Annotated in this window: 25 protein-coding genes and 1 pseudogene; 13 read left to right on the forward strand and 13 right to left on the reverse strand. The window is 39.5% G+C overall.

Annotated elements, in window-relative coordinates:
- Positions 1 to 28: 28 nt before the first annotated feature.
- On the reverse strand, positions 29 to 1,426 hold the full coding sequence (gene asnS / locus P20439_RS04485; RefSeq protein ID WP_008113822.1) for an asparagine--tRNA ligase: 1,398 nt from the start codon (positions 1,424 to 1,426) through the stop codon (positions 29 to 31).
- A gap of 285 nt (positions 1,427 to 1,711) precedes the next feature.
- On the opposite strand from asnS, the gene P20439_RS04490 reads away from it, so the two are divergent.
- Positions 1,712 to 2,146 carry an ATP-binding protein gene (locus P20439_RS04490; RefSeq protein WP_008113825.1) on the forward strand — a complete coding sequence of 145 codons (435 nt, stop codon included), beginning with the start codon at positions 1,712 to 1,714 and terminating at the stop codon, positions 2,144 to 2,146.
- A gap of 3 nt (positions 2,147 to 2,149) precedes the next feature.
- On the opposite strand, the pseudogene P20439_RS04495 reads toward P20439_RS04490, so the two are convergent.
- From P20439_RS04495 to bioA, 7 genes and pseudogenes are all read right to left on the reverse strand, one after another.
- A pseudogene (locus P20439_RS04495) lies at positions 2,150 to 2,590 on the reverse strand (CatB-related O-acetyltransferase); the annotation flags it as partial.
- A gap of 242 nt (positions 2,591 to 2,832) precedes the next feature.
- The gene (locus P20439_RS04500) at positions 2,833 to 3,042 is read right to left on the reverse strand and encodes a hypothetical protein (protein ID WP_008113834.1); all 210 of its coding nucleotides are present in this window, start codon (positions 3,040 to 3,042) and stop codon (positions 2,833 to 2,835) included.
- A 30-nt stretch (positions 3,043 to 3,072) separates the two neighbouring features.
- Entirely contained in the window at positions 3,073 to 4,083 is a 1,011-nt protein-coding gene (locus tag P20439_RS04505; protein ID WP_008113836.1) for an ABC transporter ATP-binding protein, read from the reverse strand.
- A gap of 12 nt (positions 4,084 to 4,095) precedes the next feature.
- Positions 4,096 to 5,595, reverse strand: coding sequence for an iron ABC transporter permease (locus P20439_RS04510; RefSeq protein ID WP_036932919.1), 1,500 nt, complete (start codon positions 5,593 to 5,595; stop codon positions 4,096 to 4,098).
- On the reverse strand, positions 5,595 to 6,635 hold the full coding sequence (locus P20439_RS04515) for a substrate-binding domain-containing protein (protein WP_008113840.1): 1,041 nt from the start codon (positions 6,633 to 6,635) through the stop codon (positions 5,595 to 5,597). The genes P20439_RS04510 and P20439_RS04515 overlap by 1 nt, the downstream gene beginning before the upstream one ends.
- A complete protein-coding gene (locus P20439_RS04520) occupies positions 6,636 to 7,448 on the reverse strand; it encodes a hypothetical protein (protein ID WP_008113841.1) in 813 nt (270 codons plus the stop codon).
- A 179-nt stretch (positions 7,449 to 7,627) separates the two neighbouring features.
- The gene (bioA, locus tag P20439_RS04525) at positions 7,628 to 8,929 is read right to left on the reverse strand and encodes an adenosylmethionine--8-amino-7-oxononanoate transaminase (protein WP_008113843.1); all 1,302 of its coding nucleotides are present in this window, start codon (positions 8,927 to 8,929) and stop codon (positions 7,628 to 7,630) included.
- Between the two features lie 95 nt (positions 8,930 to 9,024).
- On the opposite strand from bioA, the gene bioB reads away from it, so the two are divergent.
- The 5 genes from bioB to htpX all read left to right on the forward strand — a co-directional run bounded on the left by bioB (position 9,025) and on the right by htpX (position 13,760).
- Positions 9,025 to 10,065, forward strand: coding sequence for a biotin synthase BioB (gene bioB / locus P20439_RS04530; RefSeq protein ID WP_008113846.1), 1,041 nt, complete (start codon positions 9,025 to 9,027; stop codon positions 10,063 to 10,065).
- A gap of 14 nt (positions 10,066 to 10,079) precedes the next feature.
- Positions 10,080 to 11,234, forward strand: a complete 1,155-nt coding sequence (locus tag P20439_RS04535) for an 8-amino-7-oxononanoate synthase (RefSeq protein ID WP_008464897.1) — start codon at positions 10,080 to 10,082, stop codon at positions 11,232 to 11,234.
- Positions 11,231 to 12,064 carry a methyltransferase domain-containing protein gene (locus P20439_RS04540; RefSeq protein WP_008113850.1) on the forward strand — a complete coding sequence of 278 codons (834 nt, stop codon included), beginning with the start codon at positions 11,231 to 11,233 and terminating at the stop codon, positions 12,062 to 12,064. The genes P20439_RS04535 and P20439_RS04540 overlap by 4 nt, the downstream gene beginning before the upstream one ends.
- A gap of 10 nt (positions 12,065 to 12,074) precedes the next feature.
- Positions 12,075 to 12,758, forward strand: coding sequence for a dethiobiotin synthase (gene bioD, locus P20439_RS04545; protein WP_008464899.1), 684 nt, complete (start codon positions 12,075 to 12,077; stop codon positions 12,756 to 12,758).
- Positions 12,759 to 12,896: 138 nt separating this feature from the next.
- Positions 12,897 to 13,760, forward strand: a complete 864-nt coding sequence (gene htpX / locus P20439_RS04550) for a protease HtpX (protein ID WP_008113854.1) — start codon at positions 12,897 to 12,899, stop codon at positions 13,758 to 13,760.
- Between the two features lie 73 nt (positions 13,761 to 13,833).
- Here the strand turns inward: htpX and gloA are convergent, their stop codons facing one another.
- Entirely contained in the window at positions 13,834 to 14,361 is a 528-nt protein-coding gene (gene gloA, locus P20439_RS04555; protein WP_008113856.1) for a lactoylglutathione lyase, read from the reverse strand.
- A gap of 384 nt (positions 14,362 to 14,745) precedes the next feature.
- Positions 14,746 to 15,690 (reverse strand): TIR domain-containing protein, encoded by a 945-nt coding sequence (locus tag P20439_RS04560; protein ID WP_008113858.1) that lies wholly within the window; start codon positions 15,688 to 15,690, stop codon positions 14,746 to 14,748.
- A gap of 193 nt (positions 15,691 to 15,883) precedes the next feature.
- Between P20439_RS04560 and P20439_RS04565 the strand changes: the two genes are divergently transcribed.
- The 5 genes from P20439_RS04565 (at position 15,884) to P20439_RS04585 (ending at position 18,715) form a co-directional block, all read left to right on the forward strand.
- Positions 15,884 to 16,789, forward strand: a complete 906-nt coding sequence (locus tag P20439_RS04565) for a hypothetical protein (RefSeq protein ID WP_008113860.1) — start codon at positions 15,884 to 15,886, stop codon at positions 16,787 to 16,789.
- A 156-nt stretch (positions 16,790 to 16,945) separates the two neighbouring features.
- On the forward strand, positions 16,946 to 17,179 hold the full coding sequence (locus P20439_RS04570; RefSeq protein WP_008113861.1) for a hypothetical protein: 234 nt from the start codon (positions 16,946 to 16,948) through the stop codon (positions 17,177 to 17,179).
- Positions 17,180 to 17,288: 109 nt separating this feature from the next.
- Complete coding sequence (locus P20439_RS04575; RefSeq protein WP_008113864.1) at positions 17,289 to 17,867, forward strand: cold shock domain-containing protein; 579 nt, start codon at positions 17,289 to 17,291, stop codon at positions 17,865 to 17,867.
- A 121-nt stretch (positions 17,868 to 17,988) separates the two neighbouring features.
- Positions 17,989 to 18,288 (forward strand): DUF6419 family natural product biosynthesis protein, encoded by a 300-nt coding sequence (locus tag P20439_RS04580; RefSeq protein WP_008113866.1) that lies wholly within the window; start codon positions 17,989 to 17,991, stop codon positions 18,286 to 18,288.
- 52 nt (positions 18,289 to 18,340) lie between these two features.
- Entirely contained in the window at positions 18,341 to 18,715 is a 375-nt protein-coding gene (locus tag P20439_RS04585) for a hypothetical protein (RefSeq protein WP_008113868.1), read from the forward strand.
- Positions 18,716 to 18,802: 87 nt separating this feature from the next.
- Here the strand turns inward: P20439_RS04585 and P20439_RS04590 are convergent, their stop codons facing one another.
- The 3 genes from P20439_RS04590 to P20439_RS04600 form a co-directional block, all read right to left on the reverse strand.
- Entirely contained in the window at positions 18,803 to 19,996 is a 1,194-nt protein-coding gene (locus P20439_RS04590; RefSeq protein ID WP_008464901.1) for an acetyl-CoA C-acyltransferase family protein, read from the reverse strand.
- 223 nt (positions 19,997 to 20,219) lie between these two features.
- Complete coding sequence (locus tag P20439_RS04595) at positions 20,220 to 21,677, reverse strand: aerolysin family beta-barrel pore-forming toxin (RefSeq protein ID WP_008464903.1); 1,458 nt, start codon at positions 21,675 to 21,677, stop codon at positions 20,220 to 20,222.
- A 185-nt stretch (positions 21,678 to 21,862) separates the two neighbouring features.
- The gene (locus tag P20439_RS04600) at positions 21,863 to 22,744 is read right to left on the reverse strand and encodes a LysR family transcriptional regulator (protein WP_008113873.1); all 882 of its coding nucleotides are present in this window, start codon (positions 22,742 to 22,744) and stop codon (positions 21,863 to 21,865) included.
- A 342-nt stretch (positions 22,745 to 23,086) separates the two neighbouring features.
- Here P20439_RS04600 and P20439_RS04605 point away from each other — a divergent pair, with 342 nt between their 5' ends.
- On the forward strand, positions 23,087 to 23,326 hold the full coding sequence (locus tag P20439_RS04605; protein WP_008464905.1) for a hypothetical protein: 240 nt from the start codon (positions 23,087 to 23,089) through the stop codon (positions 23,324 to 23,326).
- 45 nt (positions 23,327 to 23,371) lie between these two features.
- Positions 23,372 to 23,536, forward strand: coding sequence for a hypothetical protein (locus tag P20439_RS18670; protein ID WP_008113709.1), 165 nt, complete (start codon positions 23,372 to 23,374; stop codon positions 23,534 to 23,536).
- Positions 23,537 to 23,575: the final 39 nt, after the last annotated feature.

Genomic DNA, 23,575 nt, shown 5'->3' on the forward strand with positions numbered 1-23,575 from the left:
TTTTTTATTTAACGTTACAAAGCTTAGCTTAGTAAGTTGCGCTGCCTTTAGTACGAGGGAATGCAATAACATCACGTACGTTACCCATACCGGTAACATAAGCAACTAAACGCTCAAAACCTAAACCAAAGCCAGAGTGTGGCACGCTACCGTATTTACGTAGGTCGCGGTACCAGCTGTAGTCTTCTTTGTTTAAGCCCATCTCTTCAAGGCGTGCATCTAATACATCAAGACGCTCTTCACGTTGTGAACCACCAATGATCTCACCAATACCTGGTGCAACTACGTCCATAGCTGCAACAGTTTTGCCGTCTTCATTTTGACGCATGTAGAATGCTTTAATATCACGCGGGTAGTTTTTAATAACAACCGGTGCTTTAAAGTGTTCTTCAGCTAGGTAGCGTTCGTGCTCAGACTGTAAATCTACACCCCATTCAACGTCGTACTCAAATTTCTTGCCACACGCTTTTAAAATCTCTACAGCGTCGGTGTAGTCAACTTGGGCAAAGTCTTTTTCAACAAATTCTTCTAAACGGCTAATGGCTGTTTTTTCAACACGTAATGCGAAAAATTCCATGTCGTCACGGCGTTCTTCTAATACGGCTTTAAACACGTACTTAAGCATGTTTTCAGCAAGTTTTGCGATGTCTTCTAAATCAGCAAACGCAACTTCTGGCTCTACCATCCAAAATTCAGCAAGGTGACGTGAAGTATTAGAGTTTTCTGCACGGAACGTTGGGCCAAAGGTGTAAATTTTTGACATAGCTGAAGCGTACGTTTCACCATTAAGTTGGCCTGAAACCGTTAAAAAGGCTTCTTTACCAAAAAAGTCTTCGCTGTAATCAATCTCGCCTTTGTCCGTCATTGGCAGATTTTGCATATCAAGCGTTGATACACGGAACATCTCGCCTGCGCCTTCACAGTCACTTGCAGTAATAATTGGCGTGCTGATCCAGTAAAACCCTTGCTCATGGTAAAAGCGGTGGATTGCTTGTGCTAAACAGTTACGGACACGTGTTACTGCGCCAATCATATTAGTGCGAGGGCGAAGGTGAGCGTGTTCACGTAAATACTCAATGCTGTGGCGTTTAGCCGACATTGGGTAGGTGTCTGGGTTTTCAACCCAACCTAACACAGTTACTGAGTTAGCTTGAATTTCGAAAGATTGACCTTGTCCTGCTGATTGTACTAATACACCGGTAACCGACACAGAACAGCCTGCTGTTAAGCTTGTAACTTCATCATAATTATTCAGTGAATTAGGAACTACCGCTTGAATAGGATCAAAACACGAACCGTCATGAACGGCTAAAAATGATATTCCTGCTTTTGAATCGCGGCGTGTACGGATCCAGCCTTTAATGGTTACTTGGCTGTCTACCGCAACATTGCCTTTTAATAGCTCTGAAATCGCTAAATGGCTCATCTTCACTCCAATGATATAAGTTGCCTAACTATATAAATTAACTGTGCGTTACTCGTGCTATTTAGCATTTGAGGTCACTGCACTTGAACCTTGTATAATACCTAGTAAAGTAAAATAAAAAAACTGTTGTGGGCAACTCTTTAAAAGTTTTTAGTGGTACGTTGTTTTTTAACCAATTTTTACAGTTAAATAACCACTATTACCATTTGTTGCTCTGAAATTTCATCAATTTGTGGCATTATTAGTAAATAAACCGAATTGACGTATTAATAAAAAATGGATGCTATGAAACAAGTTTTTATTTTACGAGGGCTACCAGGCAGTGGTAAGTCATATTATGCGCAAAATCTCGCCGAGGAACTTTCCGGTGCAGATGAAAGCCAATATTTTATTTGCTCAACAGATGATTACTTTGTTAACGAGCAGGGTGAGTATCATTTTGATAAGTTTAAATTATCGCAATATCATAATTTAAACTTGGCCCGTTTTATTAATGCCTTAGCACAAGGCATTGAACTGGTAATAGTGGATAACACCAATATTAAAAAGTGGGAATTTATTGCCTATTCACAAGCAGCCATTGCTTTAGGCTATCAGGTAAAAGAAGTGATTGTTGGCGAAGTGAAAGATAAATCAATGCAACACTTATACGCAAAACGCAATAGCCATAACATACCGTTAAAAACGATTAGTAAAATGGCTTACATGTTTGAGTGGTAATTATTAAATTTTAGCTAATACGTCTATATCAGAGTGTGTAATGGCATCTAAATGAGCGGTGATTTTTTCACTGCTCCAGTCCCACCATGCAATCGCTAGAAGTTTATTAATTGTCGCATCATCAAAACGCTTTTTTATCAATTTTGCAGGGTTACCGCCAACAATGCCATAGGCGGGCACATCAGACGTTACCACAGATTTACTTGCTATAATGGCACCATCACCGACTTTTACTCCTGGCATAATGGTGGCGTTGTAACCTATCCACACATCATTACCTATTTCAGTATCTCCCTTAAAAGGTAAATCACCTTGTTGAGGTGCAGATTTTTCCCAGCCATTACCAAATATAAAAAATGGATAAGTAGAAAAGCCGGAGGTTTGATGATTAGCCCCATTCATTATAAAAGTAACGTCTTTAGCTATCGCACAAAACTTACCGATTTGGGGTCTGTTTACCTATCAGGATTAAGATTTGTTCAACCTAAGGGCGATTAAATTGCGGCGCGAGGTTTGTAACCTAGTGGGCTAAGTAAAAACCGAGCAACAAAAAGTTAATTGTCCCTAGGCAGAACCCTACGGGCAGTGCGTGTTTGGCATTAATGCTGCGTTATCGCCTAATTATGTGGAAAAACCACACTACATAGGCTCCGCCTTGCCTAAAAACCAAACACACTACTGCAAATTTAATCTCGAAAGATAAACAGACCCCGTTCATCCCCGATAAAATCGAAATGGTAAAGTACATTTTTTTCAAAGTTTTCAGGGCCGTCAGGGTCGTCGTAATAGGTGTAATCACCAACATCTATATTCGCAGAGGTGATAAAGTTTTTTAAATAACCTACTTGAGGAAACCCTTCCATAGGTGATGGATTGTTTGGATTTGGTCCGTTCATAGTTTCCTCCAAAGTAGAATATATAAAGCGCTAGCTTTTAAATGCCGCCAGCGGATGAGAGGTACTAAGCGATACATGTACGTTATCACCAGGATTTACCACTACTTCATGACTCACCCGACTTGTAACCACAGTACCACAGGCTAGTTTTATGGCGCATAATCTGCTGCCGCCTTCAAAGCGTACCCAAATAACTTCGCCATTATTACCTACGCTGCTTTGTACTAATAATACATCATCGGGACGAAGTAACACCTCTACCTCACCGTGTTCACAGTCAACACCATGGGCGGGCACATTACCAATATCGGTAATTGCTTGGCCGTTATTCAGCGTTCCTTTTATAAAACTAGCTTCACCTAAAAAGCGTGCTACAAAGCGATTGTTGGGCATACTAAAGCATTGCTCAGGACTATCAATTTGCTGTATTTTTCCGCCTTTTAGCACGCCAACACGGTCACCCACCGAAAGTGCTTCTTCTTGGTCGTGCGTAACCCAAATAGCGGGTACGCCGGCTTCTTTAAGTGCATTTCGTATATCCCAACGTAGCATGTCTTTTAAAGCCGCGTCTAAGTTTGATAGTGGCTCATCAAGTAATACAAAGTCTGGCTGGTGGGCTAGGGTACGCGCTAATGCTACGCGCTGTTTTTGCCCGCCAGAAAGTGTCGCTGGTTTTTTATGTCTAAACGCATCTAAACCGAGTAGCTTTATCCAATGATCGGCAGGGCTTGTGTCTTTTAGTTTAAAACACACATTTTGCTCAACCGTTAAATGGGGAAACAGCGCAAAGTCTTGAAATACCATACCTACGCTGCGTTTTTCAGGGGCTACAGTATGCTTTGGTGTCGCTGTCCATTTAGCGACCTTAATTTCACCGTCGCTAATTGGTAAAAGCCCAGCTAGGGCTTGTAAAATAGTACTTTTACCACAACCTGTTGGACCAACAAGCATTAAAATTTCGCTTTCACCTAACGTGAAATTTAAGTCACTAACAACACGATTACTGCCATAATCTATAGACAACTGACTTACAGATAGCATTTAAATAAATCCTTAATGTTCAAACTGGTTGCGTTTCTCGCCAGACATCATAATAGCTAAAGCCGCCGCCGAAATCACCACCAACAATAACCCTGGTATTGCTGCGCGGCCAAAATAACCGGCTTCGTAAACACGCCATAAATACGTAGATAAGGTTTCAAAACCAGTTGGACCCAATAATAGTGTGGCTTCTAATTCACGCATCGACTCTAAAAAGACTAAAGCGGCACCTGCAATAATACCACGCATAGTCAGTGGTAAAGTAACACGTGTGAAAGCTTCACGCGGGCTTGCGCCTAATACCCGGGCTGATTTTACTAAGCTTGGATCGAGGTGCTCGGTGCTGGTACGCACAGAGCCAACCGCAAGTGGTAAAAAACGTAGCATATAAGCAATGATCAACAAGCCCAGTGTTTGATATAAAAAGGGTAGTTGTAAGCCGCCATACACAAGCGCTGTGCCCATAACAATCCCCGGAATACCAAAACCAAAGTAAGTAACGCGTTCCATCACTTTACCTGCTTTTCCTGTTAATGCCGCATGCGCCACAGGAATAGCCACAATAACTGTAACAATAGCTGCAATCGCTGAAGCGTAAGTAGAATGCCATGCAATACTAAAATCAAACGAACTAAAACCATCACGCATTAGCCAAAGTGTAAATACTGCTAGTGGTAAGCCAATAGCAAGTAACAAAATTGGTGCAAAGGTGGCAAACATCGCGCCTAATTGCCATTTTTTTGGGAATAAAATAAGGGGTTGGCCTTGGCGTTCAGACGCAGTTTTAATTTGCGATTCAATCATTAGTAAAAAGCCAACAATTACCATTAGCTGCATAGACAACATAGCCGCACGGCTCAGTTCAAAGGCGTTATATTCTACATAAATAACGCGAGTGAAAGTGTCTAAACGCATCATTGCCGGTGTACCAAAGTCAGATAGCGTATATAAGGCAACGAGTAACGAGCCCGCAGCAATACCATTTACAACACGGGGCAAAATAACTTTAAACACGCTTTGTGTCATCGACATACCCAATGTACGAGCTGCATTGACCATGCTCGCATCTAGGCTAAGTAGGGAGGAGCGGGTTGTCATCATTACAAACGGGAAGGTATACAGGGTCATTACAATGGCGGCGCCAGTTAAGCCATACATAGAAGGGGTTTCAAAACCAAGTAAGTTATGTATTTCACCACCAGGGCCAAATGCAGCATAAAGCGTAAATGCACCAATATAACTTGGTATAGCTAAAGGGGCGGCAAATACTACTAACCAAAACTTTTTAAATGGCAACTGCACATAAGCGCTAATAAACGCCAGTGGCACACCAATTAAAATTGAGCCTAATACAGTTAAGCCCATTAACGACAGAGTATTTCCTAAAATGGTTAAATTATGGCTATCAAAAAAAGAGCTTGCGTCACTGGCAAGCGTTATTAAAACAAAAATAGGAGTAAGGGTAACAAGCGCTGCAAGCAGCGCCATAGGATAAGATGGTGGTATTCGCATTATAAAACGCCGCTGCTGCGCATTAAGTCAATAGTTGGACGTAAGTCAGCCAACTGAGTTAAGTCTATTTTAGGTGGCGAAATACTGGTTAATTTAGGCAAGCCATCAGGTTGCTTTATGCCATTTACTAGCGGAATTTCATACGCTTCACTGGCTAAATAACTTTGTACTTCAACACTGAGTAAATAGCGCATAAAGTTAGTTGCTAGTGGGTCGTCAGATAACGATAAAATACCAGAGGCATTCACTAAACAACCGGCATCTTGCTGTGTAAATGCAAGATCAAGTTTAGCGTCGGGCTTACCAGACTTCAAACGTAACGTGTAGTAGTGATTAGCAAAACCAATATCTACTTCACCACGTTCAACGCCCATTACCACACCGAGTTCGCCAGCGTAAGTTTTTGAGCGTTTTTGCACTTTTTTAAGCCATTTAGCAGTTTTATCATCGCCTTCTAAAATTCGCATAGCGGTAACAAACGATTGAAAAGAAGCATAAGCGGGTGCCCAACCAATACTTAAATCACTGTCTGCAATTTCCATAATGCTTGTTGGAATTTGCTCTTTGGTTAAGCGCTCAGTATTAAAAGGCAAAGTACGTATACGACCAGTTACAGGTGCCCACTCATCATATCTAAACTGTGGCTGTAGCTGTGCGGATAAATCATTTGGCAATTGTTTAGCAAGGCCGGCATCGGTTACTAAACCAATAGCACCCGAGTCGACAGCCCAAAATAAGTCGGCACGTTTAACACCTGCCTTAGCTTCAGCAACAATCGTATTAGCCAATGCCGCAGTTGGGCCGCGTCGAATAGCAAGATCTAAATCTGGGTTCTTTTTTTGAATGGCTTGTAATACATTTTCGTATAAGCCACCTTCACCACGCCCTAAATAAAGGGTTAATGCGCCTTTAAGTTTAGGTAATGTATCTACCGACACGGGGTTGGCGATATCAGCGGCAAACGCACGTGAAAGCGATAGCGGCAAAGCACCCGCTACCCCTAACGCAGCTAAGCCTTGAATAAAGGTTCTGCGTTTCACTTAAAATACATCCTTACGTGATTTTTCAGCTTTTTCAATTAGCGTTTGTGCACGAGTTAACTTAGTTTGCATATCAACAACCACGTCACGTACTTGGTCTACAGTTTTATTAGTTGAAATAGCCTGCGGTAGCGTTACATTAAAGTCTTTTTCAAGTACTTCTACTAAGTTAGCGTCTTGCTCAATGAGTGTGCCTTCAACGCCTTCAAATAAATGCAGGTAAGTATCGTGAACTATACTAGTTGCTTCATCGTTTAAGCGTTCTGCGTATTTAGCGACCACTCGGTCTAATTTGTGTTTAATTTCATCAATGGTCGCGCTTTGCGTCATTTCTTTTGTTGCTGTGGCTGTAACGCTTTTTAATAACCCTTTTTGTTGAAACTGAGCCGCAAGCTTAACTGCGCCAAGGCCTTGCCATAATGCATTGTTCATTGCTTGTTGCTGCGTACGTACTTCTGACGTTGGCTTTTTGTTATCAATAGCCATTTTTATGCCATACAAACCTTGCCAAATAGAGGCATACACAGGGACATAATTTGTTTCTATGGCACTGTGAAATTTAACCGATTCCCAGTACTCAATTAAGTCATCAGTGTTAACTGCTTTAGCGCCTTTTTTCTCGTAATTGCTTACTAGGGTATCAACCTTTGAAACCATCCACTCAACGTCTTCGTTGTAGGTTTTTAAATTAGCTTGAAGGTGATTAACATGCTCACCAATTGGGCCATTAGCAAGTGCCGGTTGTGCAAAAATCGCAGAGGCGAGTAAAAAAGTTGCACTTAATGTCTTGGCAGGCTTAAGTAATATTTTCATAGCAAGTGAGTCCATAAATGTTATTGTAAATGATAGTCATTATCATATCCCTAAAGAACTTTCAGATCAACATACTAAATCAAGCCAAAGGACTAAATTTACTAAACTTTACAGAGGAATAATAACTAAATGGATATATCAATTAAATTTTAACTTTCGTGGCTAAAATAATTAACCATCTATACGTAATGTTTACCCTTTATAGCGTTATATATTGCATCACAAAGGTGTTTTATACTGGTATCGTCACTTATATATGGCGGCATTAGGTAAATTAGTTTACCAAAGGGTCGTATCCACACTCCTTGGCTAACAAAATAAGCCTGAACTTTAGCTACATCTACTATTCCTGCCTCATCTGTCAGCTCTACCACGCCAATGGCACCTAAAGTGCGAACATTTGCTACATCAGTAAGTGAGTTACACTGATGTAATTGCTGTAACGCTTGGTTTATTTCACAAATTCGCCGTTGCCAATTTTGTTCCAGCAACAAGTCTATACTGGCACACGCTACGGCGCAGGCGAGAGGATTACCCATAAATGTAGGTCCGTGCATCAAAACACCGGCTTCACCTTCGCTAATGCCTATTGCTATTTTGTCGGTCGTTAACGTGGCTGATAAAGTCATGCTGCCGCCGGTGAGTGCCTTGCCAATGCAAAGTATATCTGGCTGTACATTGGCGTGCTCTACAGCAAACATTGTACCGGTACGGCCAAAGCCCGTAGCAATTTCATCGCAAATGAGCAGTACATTGTATTGAGTACATAACTTGCGCACACAGGCTAAATAATCAGGGTGATAAAAGTTCATTCCTCCTGCGTTTTGTACTATGGGTTCAATAATAAAGGCGGCAACGTGCTGGTGGTGATTTAAAAAATAGTGTTCTAGTTCATCCGACTCGGCTTGATTAAACTCGTCATTAAATTGGCTAACAGGTGCAGGTACAAATACATGCTCAGGTAAAAAGCCAGAGTACAAGCTATGCATAGAATTAACCGGATCGCACACACTCATGGCCGCAAAAGTATCGCCATGATAGCCCTTAAACGGAGTCATTAACTTTTGTTTAGTAGTAATACCTTGGCTTAACCAATACTGCAGTGCCATTTTAATCGCGACTTCAACACTTACCGAGCCACTGTCGGCTAAAAATACTTTGTTTAAATGTTCAGGCGTTATCGCTACTAGCTTTTTACAAAGCTCCACTGCGCTGTAATGGGTAATGCCGCCAAACATTACATGGCTCATTTTATTGATTTGCTCTGTCATCGCATGATTTAAAACGGGATGATTGTAGCCATGTATTGCGCTCCACCAAGAGGCCATACCATCAATGAGTTTTTCACCTGTTTCTAAGTAGATAAGGTTGTGATTGGCGTGTGTAACAGGGTAAACCGGAATTGGTTGAGTCATTGATGTATAAGGGTGCCAAATGTGATTTCGGTCAAAATCAAGGTCTATTGTTTGTTTTGTGTTCATATGTAAACTTTAACTAAGTGGAGTTCGTTGACAATGGTACGGCAATACGTATTCTAAGCCAATAACACCAAGAGCAAAAAATAAAAGAGAGTATTATGGAGCTTGCAACAGTTCGCCACGATTGGACCCATAGCGAGGTTAAAGCCTTATTTGAAATGCCGTTTAACGATCTGCTTTTTAAAGCCGCGACCGTACACCGTGCTAATTTTAATCCTAATCAGTTGCAAATTTCTACTTTACTATCAATAAAAACAGGTGCTTGCCCTGAAGATTGTAAATATTGCCCGCAGTCTGGTCATTATAAAACCGACCTAGAACGAGAGCGCCTGCTAGAAGTAGAAAAAGTGGTAGAGCAAGCACGCCTTGCAAAACAAAAAGGCGCCACCCGTTTTTGTATGGGCGCTGCGTGGTCAGATCCTAAAGATCGTGATATGCCGTACATTTCAAAAATGGTTAAAGAAGTAAAAGAGCTTGGCCTTGAAACCTGTATGACGTTGGGCAAGCTTACTAATGAAAAAGCCCATGCATTGAGTGATGCAGGGCTTGACTACTATAACCATAATTTAGATACCTCACCTGAATATTACGAACAAATTATATCTACCCGTACCTTTGCAGATAGACTAAACACTATCGATCATGTGCGTGATGCCGGTATGAAAGTTTGTTCTGGTGGTATTGTCGGTATGGGTGAGCAACCCAGCGATCGTTATGGGTTATTAATGCAATTGGCTAATTTGCCGCAGCAACCAGAAAGCGTCCCCATTAACATGCTAGTAAAAGTAAAAGGGACACCGCTTGAAAACGTAGACGACTTAGATCAGTTTGAGTTTATTCGTACTATTGCCACCGCGCGTATTATGATGCCGCACAGCTATGTGCGTTTATCGGCAGGGCGCAGCGCAATGAATGAGCAAATGCAATCGATGTGTTTTTTTGCCGGTGCTAATTCCATTTTTTATGGTGATAAACTCCTGACTACAGAAAACCCAGAAGCTGATGCCGATATGCAATTAATTAAAAAACTGGGTATGAACCCTGAAACGGCAGAAGACTATTCAGATGAAGCCGTTGCTGCGTCGTTATCTTCTAAAGTGGCCGATAAAGCCAGTTCAGAATTGTTTTATCCTGCTTAACATTGTGTATTGCTATGTCATTTGATTTTATAAATAGCCATTTACAAGCGCGCCAGCAAAGCGCGCTCAACCGCAAGCGTTATGTTATTGAGCAAGCCAGTGCGCGTGAAATTATAGTTGATAATAAACGCTATCTTAACTTTGCCAGTAACGACTACCTAGGCTTTGCCGATGAGCCCACTTTGTTTGAAGGCATGCAGAGCTTAGGAAGTCATAGCTCTGCTTTAGTTACTGGCTATCAAGGTGCGCAGCAACAGCTCGAAAAATACTTATGTGCTCAGTTGGGCTATAACAATGCCATGCTGTTTAATTCGGGCTTTAGTGCTAATAGCAGTGTTATAAAAGCGCTATTTCAAGATAAAGCCATTGCTCAACAAAGTGCGATTTTTCAGGATAAACTTAATCATGCGAGCTTAATCGACGGCGCATTGCATGCAAACGCAGCACTTGTGCGCTTTAACCATAACGACATGAATCATTTACGTTCACGGCTCGAAAAGTCCAATGCTAAGTATAAACTGATCGTGAGTGAGGGTGTATTCTCAATGGATGGCGACCAAGCACCATTAATTGAGTTACTTAGTTTAGCTAAAGCACATAACGCCTGGTTAATGATAGACGATGCGCATGGCTTTGGCGTACTGGGAAAATCGGGTTTGGGAAGCTGTGAGCCACTTATAGCGGCAGATAATTTACCAGATATTTTAGTGATCACCTTTGGTAAAGCGGTGGCAAGTAGCGGGGCGTGTGTATTAGGTTCAAGTGAATTTATTGATTACATGCTGCAGTTTAACCGCGATTACACTTATTCGACCGCAATGTCGCCATTTATTGCTTCGCATACATTATCAAGAATTAAAACCATACGTGATGCAAATCACAAGCGAGCAAAATTAAACGCCAATATTGCTTTATTTAAACGTTTAGCCAATGAGCACAAAATTGCCTTAATGGATTCGACCACTGCCATTCAACCCTTAGTTTTAGGGTGTGCCGAACAGACTTTAAAAGCCTGTGAGCAGCTCAAACAACATGGGATTTGGCTAACCGCTATTCGTCCGCCCACGGTGCAGCATAATACATCAAGGCTACGCGTTACCTTAACCGCCGCCCATACCGAGCAAGACATAACAACATTGGTAAATTGTTTAAAAAAGGCCATTGCATGACAAGCGCACAAGCTACAAATACGAACTCGTGTATAAAGTCACCGTTAGCTTGTTTAGCTGTTAGTAGTTTAAAGCAGGTAACGCAACGCAAGTTTTCAACGGCGGCAAACCAATATGTAGCCCATGCGCATGTGCAAAAACAAGCAGCAATCGATTTAATTAAACTCATTAAGCTTGATGCGAGCACAAAGCACAAACACTGTATTGATTTAGGCGCGGGGCCGTTAGTGAATACCCAAGCGTTACAAGGAATATACAAACAGGTAATTGCCATGGATTTAAGCCTCAACATGCTTAAAAATAGTGCAGTAAACGCACCGCGTATTTGCGCCGACATGGATAATTTGCCATTACAACAAAATAGTATTGATGTGGTATTTAGTAATTTTGCAATGCAATGGTCGGCTAATTTTGAAATGCTAATGTATTCATTACATTCAGCTTTAAAGCCCGGTGGGCAGGCGTACATAAGTACGGTGGTAGAAGGCTCACTACATGAAATAAAAACGGCGTTTGCCGCGCTCGATTCGCATAGCCACATTAATAACTTTTTAAGTAGCGATAATATAAACCAATCGGTCAAAAAGGCAGGGTTTATTGTTAATAACGCGACAAAGGTTATTTTTACCGATGAGTTTACCAGCCCGCTTAAAGCGATTAGCTCAATTAAAGCCATTGGTGCAACGTCGCAAAATAAAGCAACGCAGCGCCCTGGTTTATTAACTAAATCGGCGCTACAAAAAGTATGTGCGGCGTATCCGCTTGTAAACAACCAAGCCCATGTATCTTACCATGTGGTATTGTTATCATTAGAAAAAGCAAAAATTTAAAGGTAAGGCAATGCAGCAATTTTTTATTACCGGTACCGATACCGACGCTGGTAAAACCCACGTAACTAGTTTGCTATTAAAGTTACTCGCCCAACATAAGCAGCGTGCAATAGGTTTTAAACCTATTGCATCAGGGTGTGAACTTGCGTTTGATCAGCTCGTTAATGCCGATGCTTTAATGCTAATGGAAAGCGCGACTGTGAGTGCTAAATACGACATTATTAATCCGTTTGCTTTTGAGCCCGCCATAGCTCCGCACATTGCAGCAGAGCAAGTGAGAGTAACCCTAAGCGTTGAAAAGCTACGTACCGCTTATAAAAATGTGAAGCAACAAGGTGCAGACTACCTGCTAACAGAAGGTGCGGGCGGCTGGGCATTGCCAATTAATAATAACGAATATTTATATGACTGGGTAAAAGCAGAGCAACTACCCGTAATATTAGTGGTAGGGATGAAACTTGGCTGTATTAATCATGCTTTACTCACTGCAGCCCATATGCAAAGTATGGGTGTTAATTGCATTGGCTGGATTGCTAACCAAGTTGATGCCACTATGGATGAATACCAAGCAAACTTAGATTCACTTAAAGCACGCTTACCTTTTCCAATGCTTGCTATAAGCCCCTATACCGAGCAAACCCCTAAATTACAAATTTATAAAACCCTGCTTGAAAAATTATTACTAAATCCATAAATAACCCTTGTGTTGTGACATAGTTTGTCACAGAATGGCGCTGACGTTATGACATAGTGTGTCATAACGCAGTGATTGCTATAGCCGATCAACAAAAAGAAATCGCTCAGCAATAAATGTTATTTTTGGAGACCATGTATGAAACGTGTATTTTTGTTTTTATTAACTAACTTAGCGGTTATGTTGGTATTAGGTGTTGTGCTTTCAATAATAATGAGTGCGCTGGGCTTAAGCCATCGTAGCTTAGGTGGTATTTTATTAATAGCTGCTGTATTTGGTTTTGGTGGGTCGTTTATTTCGTTATTTATGTCGAAATGGATCGCCAAAAAATCAACCGGTGCGCAAGTGATCACCCAACCTCGTACCGAAACCGAACAATGGCTGGTAAGCACTGTGGCTGCTCAAGCTAAAAAAGCCGGTATTAACATGCCAGAAGTGGCTATTTACGACAGCCCAGAAATGAACGCCTTTGCAACCGGCCCGAGTAAAAATAACTCGCTGGTGGCGGTAAGTACGGGTTTATTACACAACATGACCCAAGATCAAGCCGAGGCAGTGCTTGCGCACGAAGTATCGCACGTGGCTAATGGCGACATGGTAACGCTAACGCTTATTCAAGGCGTGGTTAATACCTTTGTTATTTTTGCCGCAAAAGTACTGGCGGGAATTGTAGATAATTTTATAAATAGCGATGAAGAAGAGGGCGGCAGCAGCTGGACTTACTTCTTATTTGATATGTTATTCCAAGTATTATTTGGTGTATTAGCCAGTGTGGTGGTTGCTCATTACAGCCGCAAACGTGAATTTGCAGCCGACAACGGTGCAGCTCAGTTGGTAGGCGCAGATAAAATGCGTTCAGCCCTTGAGCGATTAAAGCAAAACCACCCATCGCAATTAGAAGGCTCAATGATGGCCTTTGGTATAGCCAGTGGTAAAGGCATGGCTGAGTTGTTTTCATCTCACCCACCGCTTGATGCACGTATAGACGCACTACGTCGTTAAAAAAATTCAAGTTTTTCACAGTACTTGTAAACAAAAAGCCTGCATTTGCAGGCTTTTTTATGTTTAATAGTTTTTATTGTGATTGAATAATGTCTGTAATGCCCTCTGGCGAAAGTATTTCAATCCAGTAACCGTCAGGGTCTTTAATAAATGCAAGGCCCTTCATTGAGCCGCCATCTGGCTGTTTTACAAACTCCACATCGTATTTAGCAAAGCGCTCACAAGCAGCGTATACATCGGGCACGCTTATACCAATATGGCCAAAGCCTTTTGGTTCTTCATTACCACTGTGATAACCGGTAAAGCTGTCGTCGTTTTCAGTGCCCCAGTTATGGGTAAGCTCAATCAGCGCAGGGCGGCGAAACACCCACTGGGTTTTTTCTTTATCATCGCCTATAGGCATATCTTGCTCATAGCCTAAAAAGTACAAGGTAAACTCCATACCAGGAAAGTCGTACTTTCCTAACAGCTTCATACCTAATACGTTTTCATAAAATGCCAGCGACGGTTTTGGATCTTTAATACGCAACATAGTTTGTTGCATCACATAGCCCTCAGTGGCTTGTGCAATTTGCTCTGGAGATTCGTTATAGCTAGACATGAGATAATCCTTAATGAAATGACTGAAAACCTTAATGGATTTAAAAAGGCAGGGAATACGTACATCATAATAAACAGCAGCAAAAATTAAAACCATCGAGCTAAATTACCAGCCAGTGAGCTGAATGTTTTATAAGCGAAAAATGGCATATTTAGCTGTGCTGTTTATTTATACAGTAGTAGTGTTTTGTCTAATATTACTGATCTCCACCATTTTGGGGTATTTCTGCATTTATTAAGCATGAGCAGCAGTTAACTAGTTGTTTACAGGTGTTTATTTGAGGGCTAAGATAAATGCAATGTAATATATGGACATTTGTCGGTTTATAAAACGACAAATGTCGTAGACAAAGTTGTTATAAGCCCTGATAGGTTTGGCGTATGTTTAAATAATTCTGTTCATATCTATTTCACAGCCTGACTCTTTCATTTCTTTTGCTAATTTGAACTTCCATGCTCCAGCAGCATCAAAATTTTCGTAAACAACTCCACTAATATCGTTTGGTTTTTCGATATTCCCTTTAACTATTGCAGTTACGTTTTCTCTACCTAGTTTCCCTATGAAATACCCATGTTCAAAAATTACATTTTGACGAGCTCTTGGTGATAGCTCAGTTAACCCAGCCTTAGAGCCTTGATCACAGGGTGTATATAAAACAATGGCAAAACATACTTCACCAGCATACTTTTCAATTTTTTCAATTATCGTTTTACTTGAACTAGCTTGCTCATGCAATATTATTGGCTCAAGCCCTATTTGACTTACAAATCGAGCTAATTGTTCTTTTGCCAAATCATCATGACCATGAACAATAAACACCTTATTCTTCTGGGGTGTAATAGGCGTGTTGTAAACTGGATGCTCTTGAGGGAAAGGTTGCGACACTGCTTTAAATACCCCTGCAGCGGATGGATGCATAACTGGAGCGTTGTGAACTTGGGTATTTATAATGTTTGGTTGTTTTGTTGGGGAGGGAGCTACAGGAAAACTAGTGTTTTCTAACCTCATAGCAATCTGTAAACAATGCCTTTTTAATTCCTGATTCCTATTTTTGTTGTATGGGTGTAGTAAATGTTTATCGTCATCATCTTCAATTATATCACGAATTAATTTACCAACTAATTGATTAGATTCTAAATCCCATATAGCGCGCATTCTATTCGCTTTTGAGCCTGAACCAATTTCGTATTTATCTGAATAAAGCTCTATATCTACAGATTCTGCAATAAATTGCGCTAAAGAATTATTAGAAAAATCTAAAAAATAACCACTACTCATTTCAAAAAAAGTTTCTAGTTTTCTACGTTCTTTAGTGGTTAAATCAGACATTTTCGACCTTTATTAATTAAATCAGACAACTAGCTTCTTTCATTGGTTTATATTAACCTTGTAAAGGGCTTATAACAAGCCACTTAAGCAGGACAAAAAACAGTTGGCTTTTGCTCGTGCCTCGCTTATTTTAACCAACAATTTTTTGCCTCTTAGTGGGGCGTTATGCATTAAATTTGAGTTTGGTAAGTAAATGAAGTTAATCGAAGAAATTATCGAGTTGTTAAGCTCTGGAGAAAGCAACTTAAAAGTAGCATTGTTGAAAACAAAAGTACTTCTTCATCAGTTAGGTGAGAAAGAGCTTTTCGATTGGGTTGATAGTGAGCTCAGAGGATATGGAAATCGTGAGTCTGTCCCCTCCTATAGGAAACTGCATCTTACAGTTAAAGGCAATTTGAGTAATTCTGTATACAGATATCAGAATCAAACTCTGCCTTTGATGCACTTAGATGATGAAATACGTGAAAGGCTAGACACTAAATACTTGATGGACAGCATAGCTGTTATCGAGCAGTATTCAACTCAAGAAAATTTGCAGGTAAGTATCGCACCTGAGTTCTATCCACTCCTGTCTGAGGGTTTTGATACTAGCTATGGTGTAGAAACCGCTTGGGCTGTTCATTCTGCTGGTGCGATGACGCAAATATTGACAGAGGTTACGACTCGACTTTTAGATTTCGTTTTGGAATTGTCTGAAAAATTTCCAAATGAAATGGAGTTGAGTGATATGAAAACAAGAGCGAAAGAGGTTGGCGTGTCAGATTTATTTAACAATGCAGTTTTTGGTGATAATGCCACTATCGTAGTTGGTGATTCAAATACTCAAACTATTCGTAATACCGTAAACAAAAATGATATGGCTTCCTTAATCGAAGTCCTCAAACAAAATAAAGTTAGTGATGAGGATATAGAGTCACTTCAAGTTGCACTAGAAACCGATAAAGGTAGTGCGGAAGTAGAATCTGGTAACTTTGGTTCAGCCGTATCGGGCTGGATGGGCACAATGGTTTCTAAAGCAGCGTCAACACTATGGGATGTTAAGGTTGGTGCTGCTGGTAGTCTATTGGCTACAGCTATCGGCAAGTACTATGGGTTTTAATGCATAACAAACCATAGGGGTCAAATCTTGACTTCAGACATCAAATTCATGCGGGAACCTTATAAGTTGCTTTTAAAATAAAAAGCTAGTGGCTCACTAGCTAATTAATTTCTAAGTCAAATTAAGGAAAAGGATTATTTATGAAAGGTATTAATTATGAAAGGTATTAAACGTATTTGGTTTTGGTTTACGCTAGTTGTGTGCCCATTGTTAATTATTTTAGGTGTGGCTACCTTTGCACAGTTATTTGGGCAGTACATGTATTCTCAGCAATTTAGTTTCTCGTCACTATCAAGCTTTCAAATTGCGTTTATGGGGGGCGGAATTTGTGCGTTTTCTGTATTTTTAAGCACATTAAAAGAAGCAAAAATACGCTTTTTTGCAAAATGAGTTAGTTAATAGGGAAAATTGCTAAGTTTAACTCACTAAGGCTTGCTTGGTTTTAAACCTTTTTTAAAACGGGTGTAAAATTAACAGCTATTAAATGGATGATTCAAGGATGAACAAAGGATTATTAAAATCTTGGAATGACGATAAAGGCTTTGGCTTTATTAAATCAAGCACACTACAACACGATACCTTTATACACATTTCATCGCTAAAACATATGTGTCGTAAACCTAAAGTGGGTGACATTATCTATTTTGAGGTTGCGACTGAGCCTAACGGTAAAACTAAAGCTGTAAATTGCCGTATTGAGGGCGTACTCGCACAACCACACATAAAAGCTTCATCAAGGCCGGTTAGAATAAGTAAAACCTCAGGTAAGAACTCACCTTTAATGAAACTTATAACACTTGGTATTATTTTTAGTATTGGTTTTAGTGTGTATAAAACCGGTTTTTTAAATACCAAGCAAACACCAGTCGTAACTAATGCTAACTTAGAGTCATTTATGCCCGCGAGTTCAAGCTCACTTAATAAAACACCACCAACATTTCGTTGTGATGGCCGCCAACATTGTAGCCAAATGACCTCGTATGCAGAGGCATTATTTTTTATTCAACATTGCCCAAATACTAAAATGGACGGTGATAGAGATGGCGAGCCTTGTGAACGGCAGTTTGGAAATAGGTAGTTTTTATATTGGGGTTATTAATAAACTAAAAATTAGTTGATACCTGTTAAGTGGAATACGATTTTTAGTAATACAGTTATAAATAGCTGGTGGATTAAAGCCATTTATCATGGAGGTTGTTATGTTTAAAGTAATAATTGGATGTGCTGTTATATTTTCGTTTGTTTGTATGTTACTCGCCGCGGCGCCTTTTACGCCTGCAGTTTCAGGTTCATTTATTATGCTGTTATTCGCAGGGGCTATAGGTTACAAGGGCTATCTGCAATCAAGCTTAATACTACTGTTAATTAATACGCTGGCGGTTATTGGCAGCCCAGGTATAAATCTAGACAACACCCAAACATTACTGTTTTTACCAATATTATTTTTAATTTCATTTGGTGGTGTTTTATTAGGCGTAAGAAAGTTAACGAAATTGTAAAAGAAGATGCCGGAGGGATATATGATTATATTATGGAGCAGGTTAATAAATTATGAGTGATAGAGAAATTTGGGTCGCTATATTAATTATGTCATCTATTATTTCTGGGATCCTTTATGTAGTTTTTGGCCAAATGACCGTACGTAAATTAAGAAAAAACCCTAAAACAAAAGATATACTCGGTCTAGAGGTTATTAGTGGTTGGGATATTATAAATGTTGCTCAAGCATTCTCCTTGCCAAGGCGTTGGTTACTTAAAATTGAAAAAAGTAAGTTTTCTTTTATGTATGCGCACTCTTCGTTGTTATTTGAAAATACAACCAAATTCGATAGATTTCTTGGATGTATCTTTTATTGGTTATTAACACTTTCGGGTCTATTTGGCGCTTTACTCGTTGTACTTAACTTATTTGGCGTTTTTAGTTAATTGGTGTAAATATTGAATTGGCTAGTTATGTGACTAGCCAATTCAATTATCAACTTTATTACTACAAAAATGATTTAGCTTTACTCATTAAAGCGCTTCAAAAATGGCTGCTATGCCTTGCCCGCCACCAATACACATTGTGACTAGCCCATATTTGCCTTGAGTTCGTTTGAGTTCGTACAAGCATTTAGTTGATAAAATTGCACCCGTTGCGCCAACAGGGTGGCCTAAGGCAATTGCACCACCATTCGGGTTTACCTTATGGGCAGGAAAGTTTAATTCGTTTGTAACGCACAGTGCTTGTACTGCAAAGGCCTCGTTAGATTCAATCACATCTATATCGTCAAGTGTTAAACCCGTTTTTTCAAAAACCTGCTTTACTGCAGGAATAGGGCCGATACCCATTAAAGTAGGATCAACGCCGGCTCTGGCATAACCCACTAAACGAGCGAGCGGTTTTAAGCCCTGCTCATTAGCTTTTTGCTCTGACATAAGTACCAACATGGCTGCACCATCGTTTATACCGGATGAGCTTGCTGCGGTAACGGTTCCATCTTTTTTAAAGTAGGGCTTTAAAGTTGCAAGCTTATCGACTGTGGTATCGGCGCGAACATGTTCGTCGGTGTCAAAAATGTGCGTCCCTTTACGTGATTTAATCTCGATAGGCACAATCTGCTGTTTAAAATGACCTGCAGCAATGGCTTTTGCAGCTTTATTATGGCTGTTTGCTGCGTACTCGTCTTGTTGCTGACGGCTAATTGAATATTTTTCTGCAATGTTTTCAGCTGTTATTCCCATCGGGTTATTATCCCATGGGTCTTGTAAGGTCGTGGTGAGCTCATCAACCATAGTGCTATTACCCATTTTTTGCCCCCAGCGGTTACTTTCGAGGGTGTAGGCAGAGCTACTCATGCTTTCTGCTCCGCCAGCAAGGGCTGCATCTACATCACCTAATTGAATTTGTTGTGCCGCTTGTATGATTGCTTCAAGCCCTGAACCACATAAGCGATTAAGCGTTACAGCGTGGCTGCTTATAGGTAACCCAGCATCTAGTCCAATAACCCTTGATAGGTAAGCGTCTTTTGGGCCGTTATGAATAACTTTGCCTACCACACATGAGCCAATTTGGTCAGGGGTAAGCTGAGATCGGTTTAGTGCTTCTTTTGCGCACAGAGTGCCAAGCTCAGCGGGGCTAAAATCTTTAAGGCTGCCACCAAAGCCACCAATTGCGGTACGAACCGCACTGAGTATTACTACGCTGTTGTTTGTATTTTGTGTCATTGCTGTTCTCTTATTATTTTTATAATCACTTTTGCTGAAATATGTTTAATAGACAAAGGAGATCAATACTTCTTCTAACATCAAAGCATAACTTTTAAATAAACTAAAGGCGAGGTTGGGTTGAGCTGTATGTGTTTTCTAATAAAGTAAAATAGGCGTGTGATAATTATATTTTTGTGTAAATTTATAAAATAGGGCTCTCATTATGAGAGCCCACGGGGATTTATAAATCAATCATTTCAATATTAACAACTACATTTTTAAAACCAGCATCTTCAAACTCTTTTTTTAATTTTTCTGCACTTGAGTAATCACTAGCTGAAACACTTCGCTTACTTCTTTGGTTAGTGACAAGTGGGGTTTCATCACCAAAATAAACGCTACCAGCAAATTGGCTTTGTGCATAAAAGTGGCCTGTTAGGGTTGTTTTTTTAGGTCTTAAAACATGACTTAAATAGTATTGCATTGTTGATAAGCTTGTTTGTTGTATCATCCAAGGCCAATCCCATTTTTTATTCTCACCTGGTATATAGCGGTGTTCCCATTGATACTCAATGCTCTTTTCTTGACCTGCCCAACGGCCTATTACAAAATTAGCAGTGTCATTAGGTCTGTTTTCAGGATGGCTTAATAAAGCATTGCCTCTCCAACGCATAAAGCCATTTATTGATAGATCGTAAGTAATATCAGCATCGAATGAATAAGGATACGATATTGATGATTTAAACAAATCGACCTTAGCATTAAGCTTTGTGAATGCTGGTACATTGGTTCTTGCCTGTACAACAACACGTTCAGCTTCTGAGCCGCCGTTACTTGTTCCCCATGCTTGCTCTGCTGCTATAGTAACCGATAACGAAGTGTCTGATCCGCCAGTAACTGAAGGGGATTTCCATGTATTGGATAATGTAACAGACTCAGAAATACTGTAGTCATTTGTTTTAGACCAATTAGTAGCAGCATCGTATTCAATGGTAACGACTGACATTTGAGCTGCTGACGTGTCATTCACTGCAGGGACTGTTAACGTTTTAATTAGTTCTTTGTCGGCAGCAACAATATCACCTGTTATTTTATATGATTCGTTATCCATCACATATTCAAAGTTAGATACGGTAATAGCTGATTTTTCATCACATCGATAACCATCACAGCTGCCCCCATTATAACCTTGTATTTTCCATCCAGAGCCTGCTTTAGATACCTCCATGTCATCACCCACATAGCTTGAGCGATTTCCACCAACCCACGCAAATCCCATTGTGTGAGCAAGGTATGAAAGGGGTTTTATAAAACTCTCTTTTTGATTTACTAAGTCCCATTCAATTTGGCTTTGACTGCCAGGGGATACTTTTACTGGACTTAATGTAGGAATTTCATTAATGGGATCGGTAGGGTAGCACCAAGAATTTGCAGCAGACCCTTGTTTTATTTCACCTGCGTAGCCAGAGCCCATAATAACCCAACCATCAGCTAATCCCGTTATTTGCCACTTACCCATTTTATTAATAAGCTCGTTTCTGTAGGTTTGCGCTTCGGCCTTTGTTATTAATCTATTATCAGCTGAGCATAATCCAGCGCCTAAGCTTTCATTTTTAAGTTGATCTGGATAAATTGCCGTTGTGTTGGCACTTACAAAACTAGTGTGTGACAAAAGCAATAGGGGTAATATTTTTTTCATTAAGTTACATCCTTTAAAAAATTATATTTAAACTAGGCCCTAATTAAATAATCTAATTTTGGACCGATTTTGATTCTAAAGAACTCGCTAATTTTTTATAGAGACTTAAATGAAAGTTGGTTTTTCAAAAAAATTAGTTGCTTAAACATTACAAAAAATTAATAAAAGTATAAGTGATGAGGTATCTACATTTTGATCCCTTTAAGAGAATGCTCTAAAAAATCGATTAAGTAGCGTGTACTTTTTGGAATTAGTTTATTAGGCCATATCAGGTTTACATCTCGCTTAATGGGTGTGTACTGAGTTAATACCTCTACTAGGCTTTGGTCTTTTATATGCGGTAATAAACAATATTTTGGACCATAATAAACACCTCTTCCTTCAATAGCAGCTAATGCACACATTTCTATATCGTTAGAAATAAAGTTGGCTTGAGGTTTAAAAATTACCTGTTCACTTTTATTTGCTTTAAAGGACCAGTTTTCGAATGGCGAGCACGATATGTGGGGTAGTTTAGCTAAATCGTCAAAATTACTTGGTATGCCATATTGCTCAATTAAACTCGATGAACAAGCTAAAACAAAACTCATTTGGTTAATAACTTTACATATATTTTGTGAGCTATCTAGTTTTCCAATTCTAATGGCTAAATCAAACTCAGTGGCTTTTAAATCAAGGCGTTCATCCGATAGCATCATATGAATCTTAATATTTGGATAAAGTAATGTGAATTGATTTATAACGCCTGAGAAGTACACACTCTTTATAAAGTTTTGCGGCGCTATTAGTTTAATTTTACTCACTTTATTTTCACTGAAATTCTTAAAATTGCACAGCGTAGTTTGTAAACCTTCTACATGGGCTAGGCAGTGGCTATAAAAACTCTTTCCAGGCTCTGTTAACCGCAGCCTTCCTTTTTCACGATAAAACAACGCTAACGATAAGTCTTCTTCAAGTTTTTTTATTTTTCTTTGTAACGTGGGTAAAGGAATATTTAACTTTACTGACGCTTCATTAAATGTTTTGTAATGATTTACTTTTATAAAAAGCGCGATGATATCAAGCAAGGAAAATCTCCTGTATAAATTTAAGGTATGAAATTGTATTTAGTACTTAATAACTAGGTTAGGTTATAAAACTAGTTATTTAATTAAAGTACTCATTAGTCCCTTTTGTGGCAACAAAAAATTTACCTTTGAATTAAATCATCTAGTAACTTGTTTTAAGCTAGGATGTACTTGTATGGACACACTGGTAACTTAAGGTTCTTCAAATAACCCTTATTGATAATAAAAGCGATGCAGAAACAAACCGTAACATTTAACTTTAACGATATAATAGACACACAATAAGCTAACTATTACGATAAGCAAACTTATTAAAAAACGTCGTAAATGCAAGGAGTTATTATGGAAGATAAACCTATTGACAAAAGTATGTTTGAGTCTTTTTTTGGTGAATATTCATGGACATTTAAGGGATGTAGCATTGTTGCTTTTGTAATGAGCGTATACATCAGCTTTAATACTAAAGAGTATATTTGGACGCTTCTTATTAATGGTGATTTTAATTCTACAATGTTGGTTATGGTACTCGGTTACTTGTCTGAATTTAGATATCGCTTTATTAAAGAATCAAGAAATAACTGATAGTTGCTAATTCAAATTATATTATTAACCAATAGGGTATTAGAGATGAATGTATTTATAAAATGGTTGATTTTAGCTGCATTAATTATTGCCGCTATTGCGTGTTATTCATACGGTAGCACTACCGGCTTATTTATTTTTATTATTGCGGGCTTTGTTTTTGAAATGGCATTTTGGTTTAAGGTGTTTCCTGTAAAAAAGAAATCATAATGATGGAAGTCGATTTAACTCACAAAAGAAAACTTATGC

Origin of the sequence: Pseudoalteromonas sp. BSi20439, from assembly GCF_000241165.1 — a bacterium.
In the GTDB taxonomy this organism is placed as follows: domain Bacteria; phylum Pseudomonadota; class Gammaproteobacteria; order Enterobacterales; family Alteromonadaceae; genus Pseudoalteromonas.

Bases quoted from the DNA above. Each gene is read 5' to 3' on its own strand.
- asnS (WP_008113822.1), bottom strand. From the start codon at position 1,426: ATGAGCCATTTAGCGATTTCAGAGCTATTAAAAGGCAATGTTGCGGTA.
- P20439_RS04490 (WP_008113825.1), top strand. From the start codon at position 1,712: ATGAAACAAGTTTTTATTTTACGAGGGCTACCAGGCAGTGGTAAGTCA.
- P20439_RS04500 (WP_008113834.1), bottom strand. From the start codon at position 3,042: ATGAACGGACCAAATCCAAACAATCCATCACCTATGGAAGGGTTTCCT.
- P20439_RS04505 (WP_008113836.1), bottom strand. From the start codon at position 4,083: ATGCTATCTGTAAGTCAGTTGTCTATAGATTATGGCAGTAATCGTGTT.
- P20439_RS04510 (WP_036932919.1), bottom strand. From the start codon at position 5,595: ATGCGAATACCACCATCTTATCCTATGGCGCTGCTTGCAGCGCTTGTT.
- P20439_RS04520 (WP_008113841.1), bottom strand. From the start codon at position 7,448: ATGAAAATATTACTTAAGCCTGCCAAGACATTAAGTGCAACTTTTTTA.
- bioA (WP_008113843.1), bottom strand. From the start codon at position 8,929: ATGAACACAAAACAAACAATAGACCTTGATTTTGACCGAAATCACATT.
- bioB (WP_008113846.1), top strand. From the start codon at position 9,025: ATGGAGCTTGCAACAGTTCGCCACGATTGGACCCATAGCGAGGTTAAA.
- P20439_RS04535 (WP_008464897.1), top strand. From the start codon at position 10,080: ATGTCATTTGATTTTATAAATAGCCATTTACAAGCGCGCCAGCAAAGC.
- P20439_RS04540 (WP_008113850.1), top strand. From the start codon at position 11,231: ATGACAAGCGCACAAGCTACAAATACGAACTCGTGTATAAAGTCACCG.
- bioD (WP_008464899.1), top strand. From the start codon at position 12,075: ATGCAGCAATTTTTTATTACCGGTACCGATACCGACGCTGGTAAAACC.
- htpX (WP_008113854.1), top strand. From the start codon at position 12,897: ATGAAACGTGTATTTTTGTTTTTATTAACTAACTTAGCGGTTATGTTG.
- gloA (WP_008113856.1), bottom strand. From the start codon at position 14,361: ATGTCTAGCTATAACGAATCTCCAGAGCAAATTGCACAAGCCACTGAG.
- P20439_RS04560 (WP_008113858.1), bottom strand. From the start codon at position 15,690: ATGTCTGATTTAACCACTAAAGAACGTAGAAAACTAGAAACTTTTTTT.
- P20439_RS04565 (WP_008113860.1), top strand. From the start codon at position 15,884: ATGAAGTTAATCGAAGAAATTATCGAGTTGTTAAGCTCTGGAGAAAGC.
- P20439_RS04570 (WP_008113861.1), top strand. From the start codon at position 16,946: ATGAAAGGTATTAAACGTATTTGGTTTTGGTTTACGCTAGTTGTGTGC.
- P20439_RS04575 (WP_008113864.1), top strand. From the start codon at position 17,289: ATGAACAAAGGATTATTAAAATCTTGGAATGACGATAAAGGCTTTGGC.
- P20439_RS04580 (WP_008113866.1), top strand. From the start codon at position 17,989: ATGTTTAAAGTAATAATTGGATGTGCTGTTATATTTTCGTTTGTTTGT.
- P20439_RS04585 (WP_008113868.1), top strand. From the start codon at position 18,341: ATGAGTGATAGAGAAATTTGGGTCGCTATATTAATTATGTCATCTATT.
- P20439_RS04590 (WP_008464901.1), bottom strand. From the start codon at position 19,996: ATGACACAAAATACAAACAACAGCGTAGTAATACTCAGTGCGGTTCGT.
- P20439_RS04595 (WP_008464903.1), bottom strand. From the start codon at position 21,677: ATGAAAAAAATATTACCCCTATTGCTTTTGTCACACACTAGTTTTGTA.
- P20439_RS04605 (WP_008464905.1), top strand. From the start codon at position 23,087: ATGGAAGATAAACCTATTGACAAAAGTATGTTTGAGTCTTTTTTTGGT.
- P20439_RS18670 (WP_008113709.1), top strand. From the start codon at position 23,372: ATGAATGTATTTATAAAATGGTTGATTTTAGCTGCATTAATTATTGCC.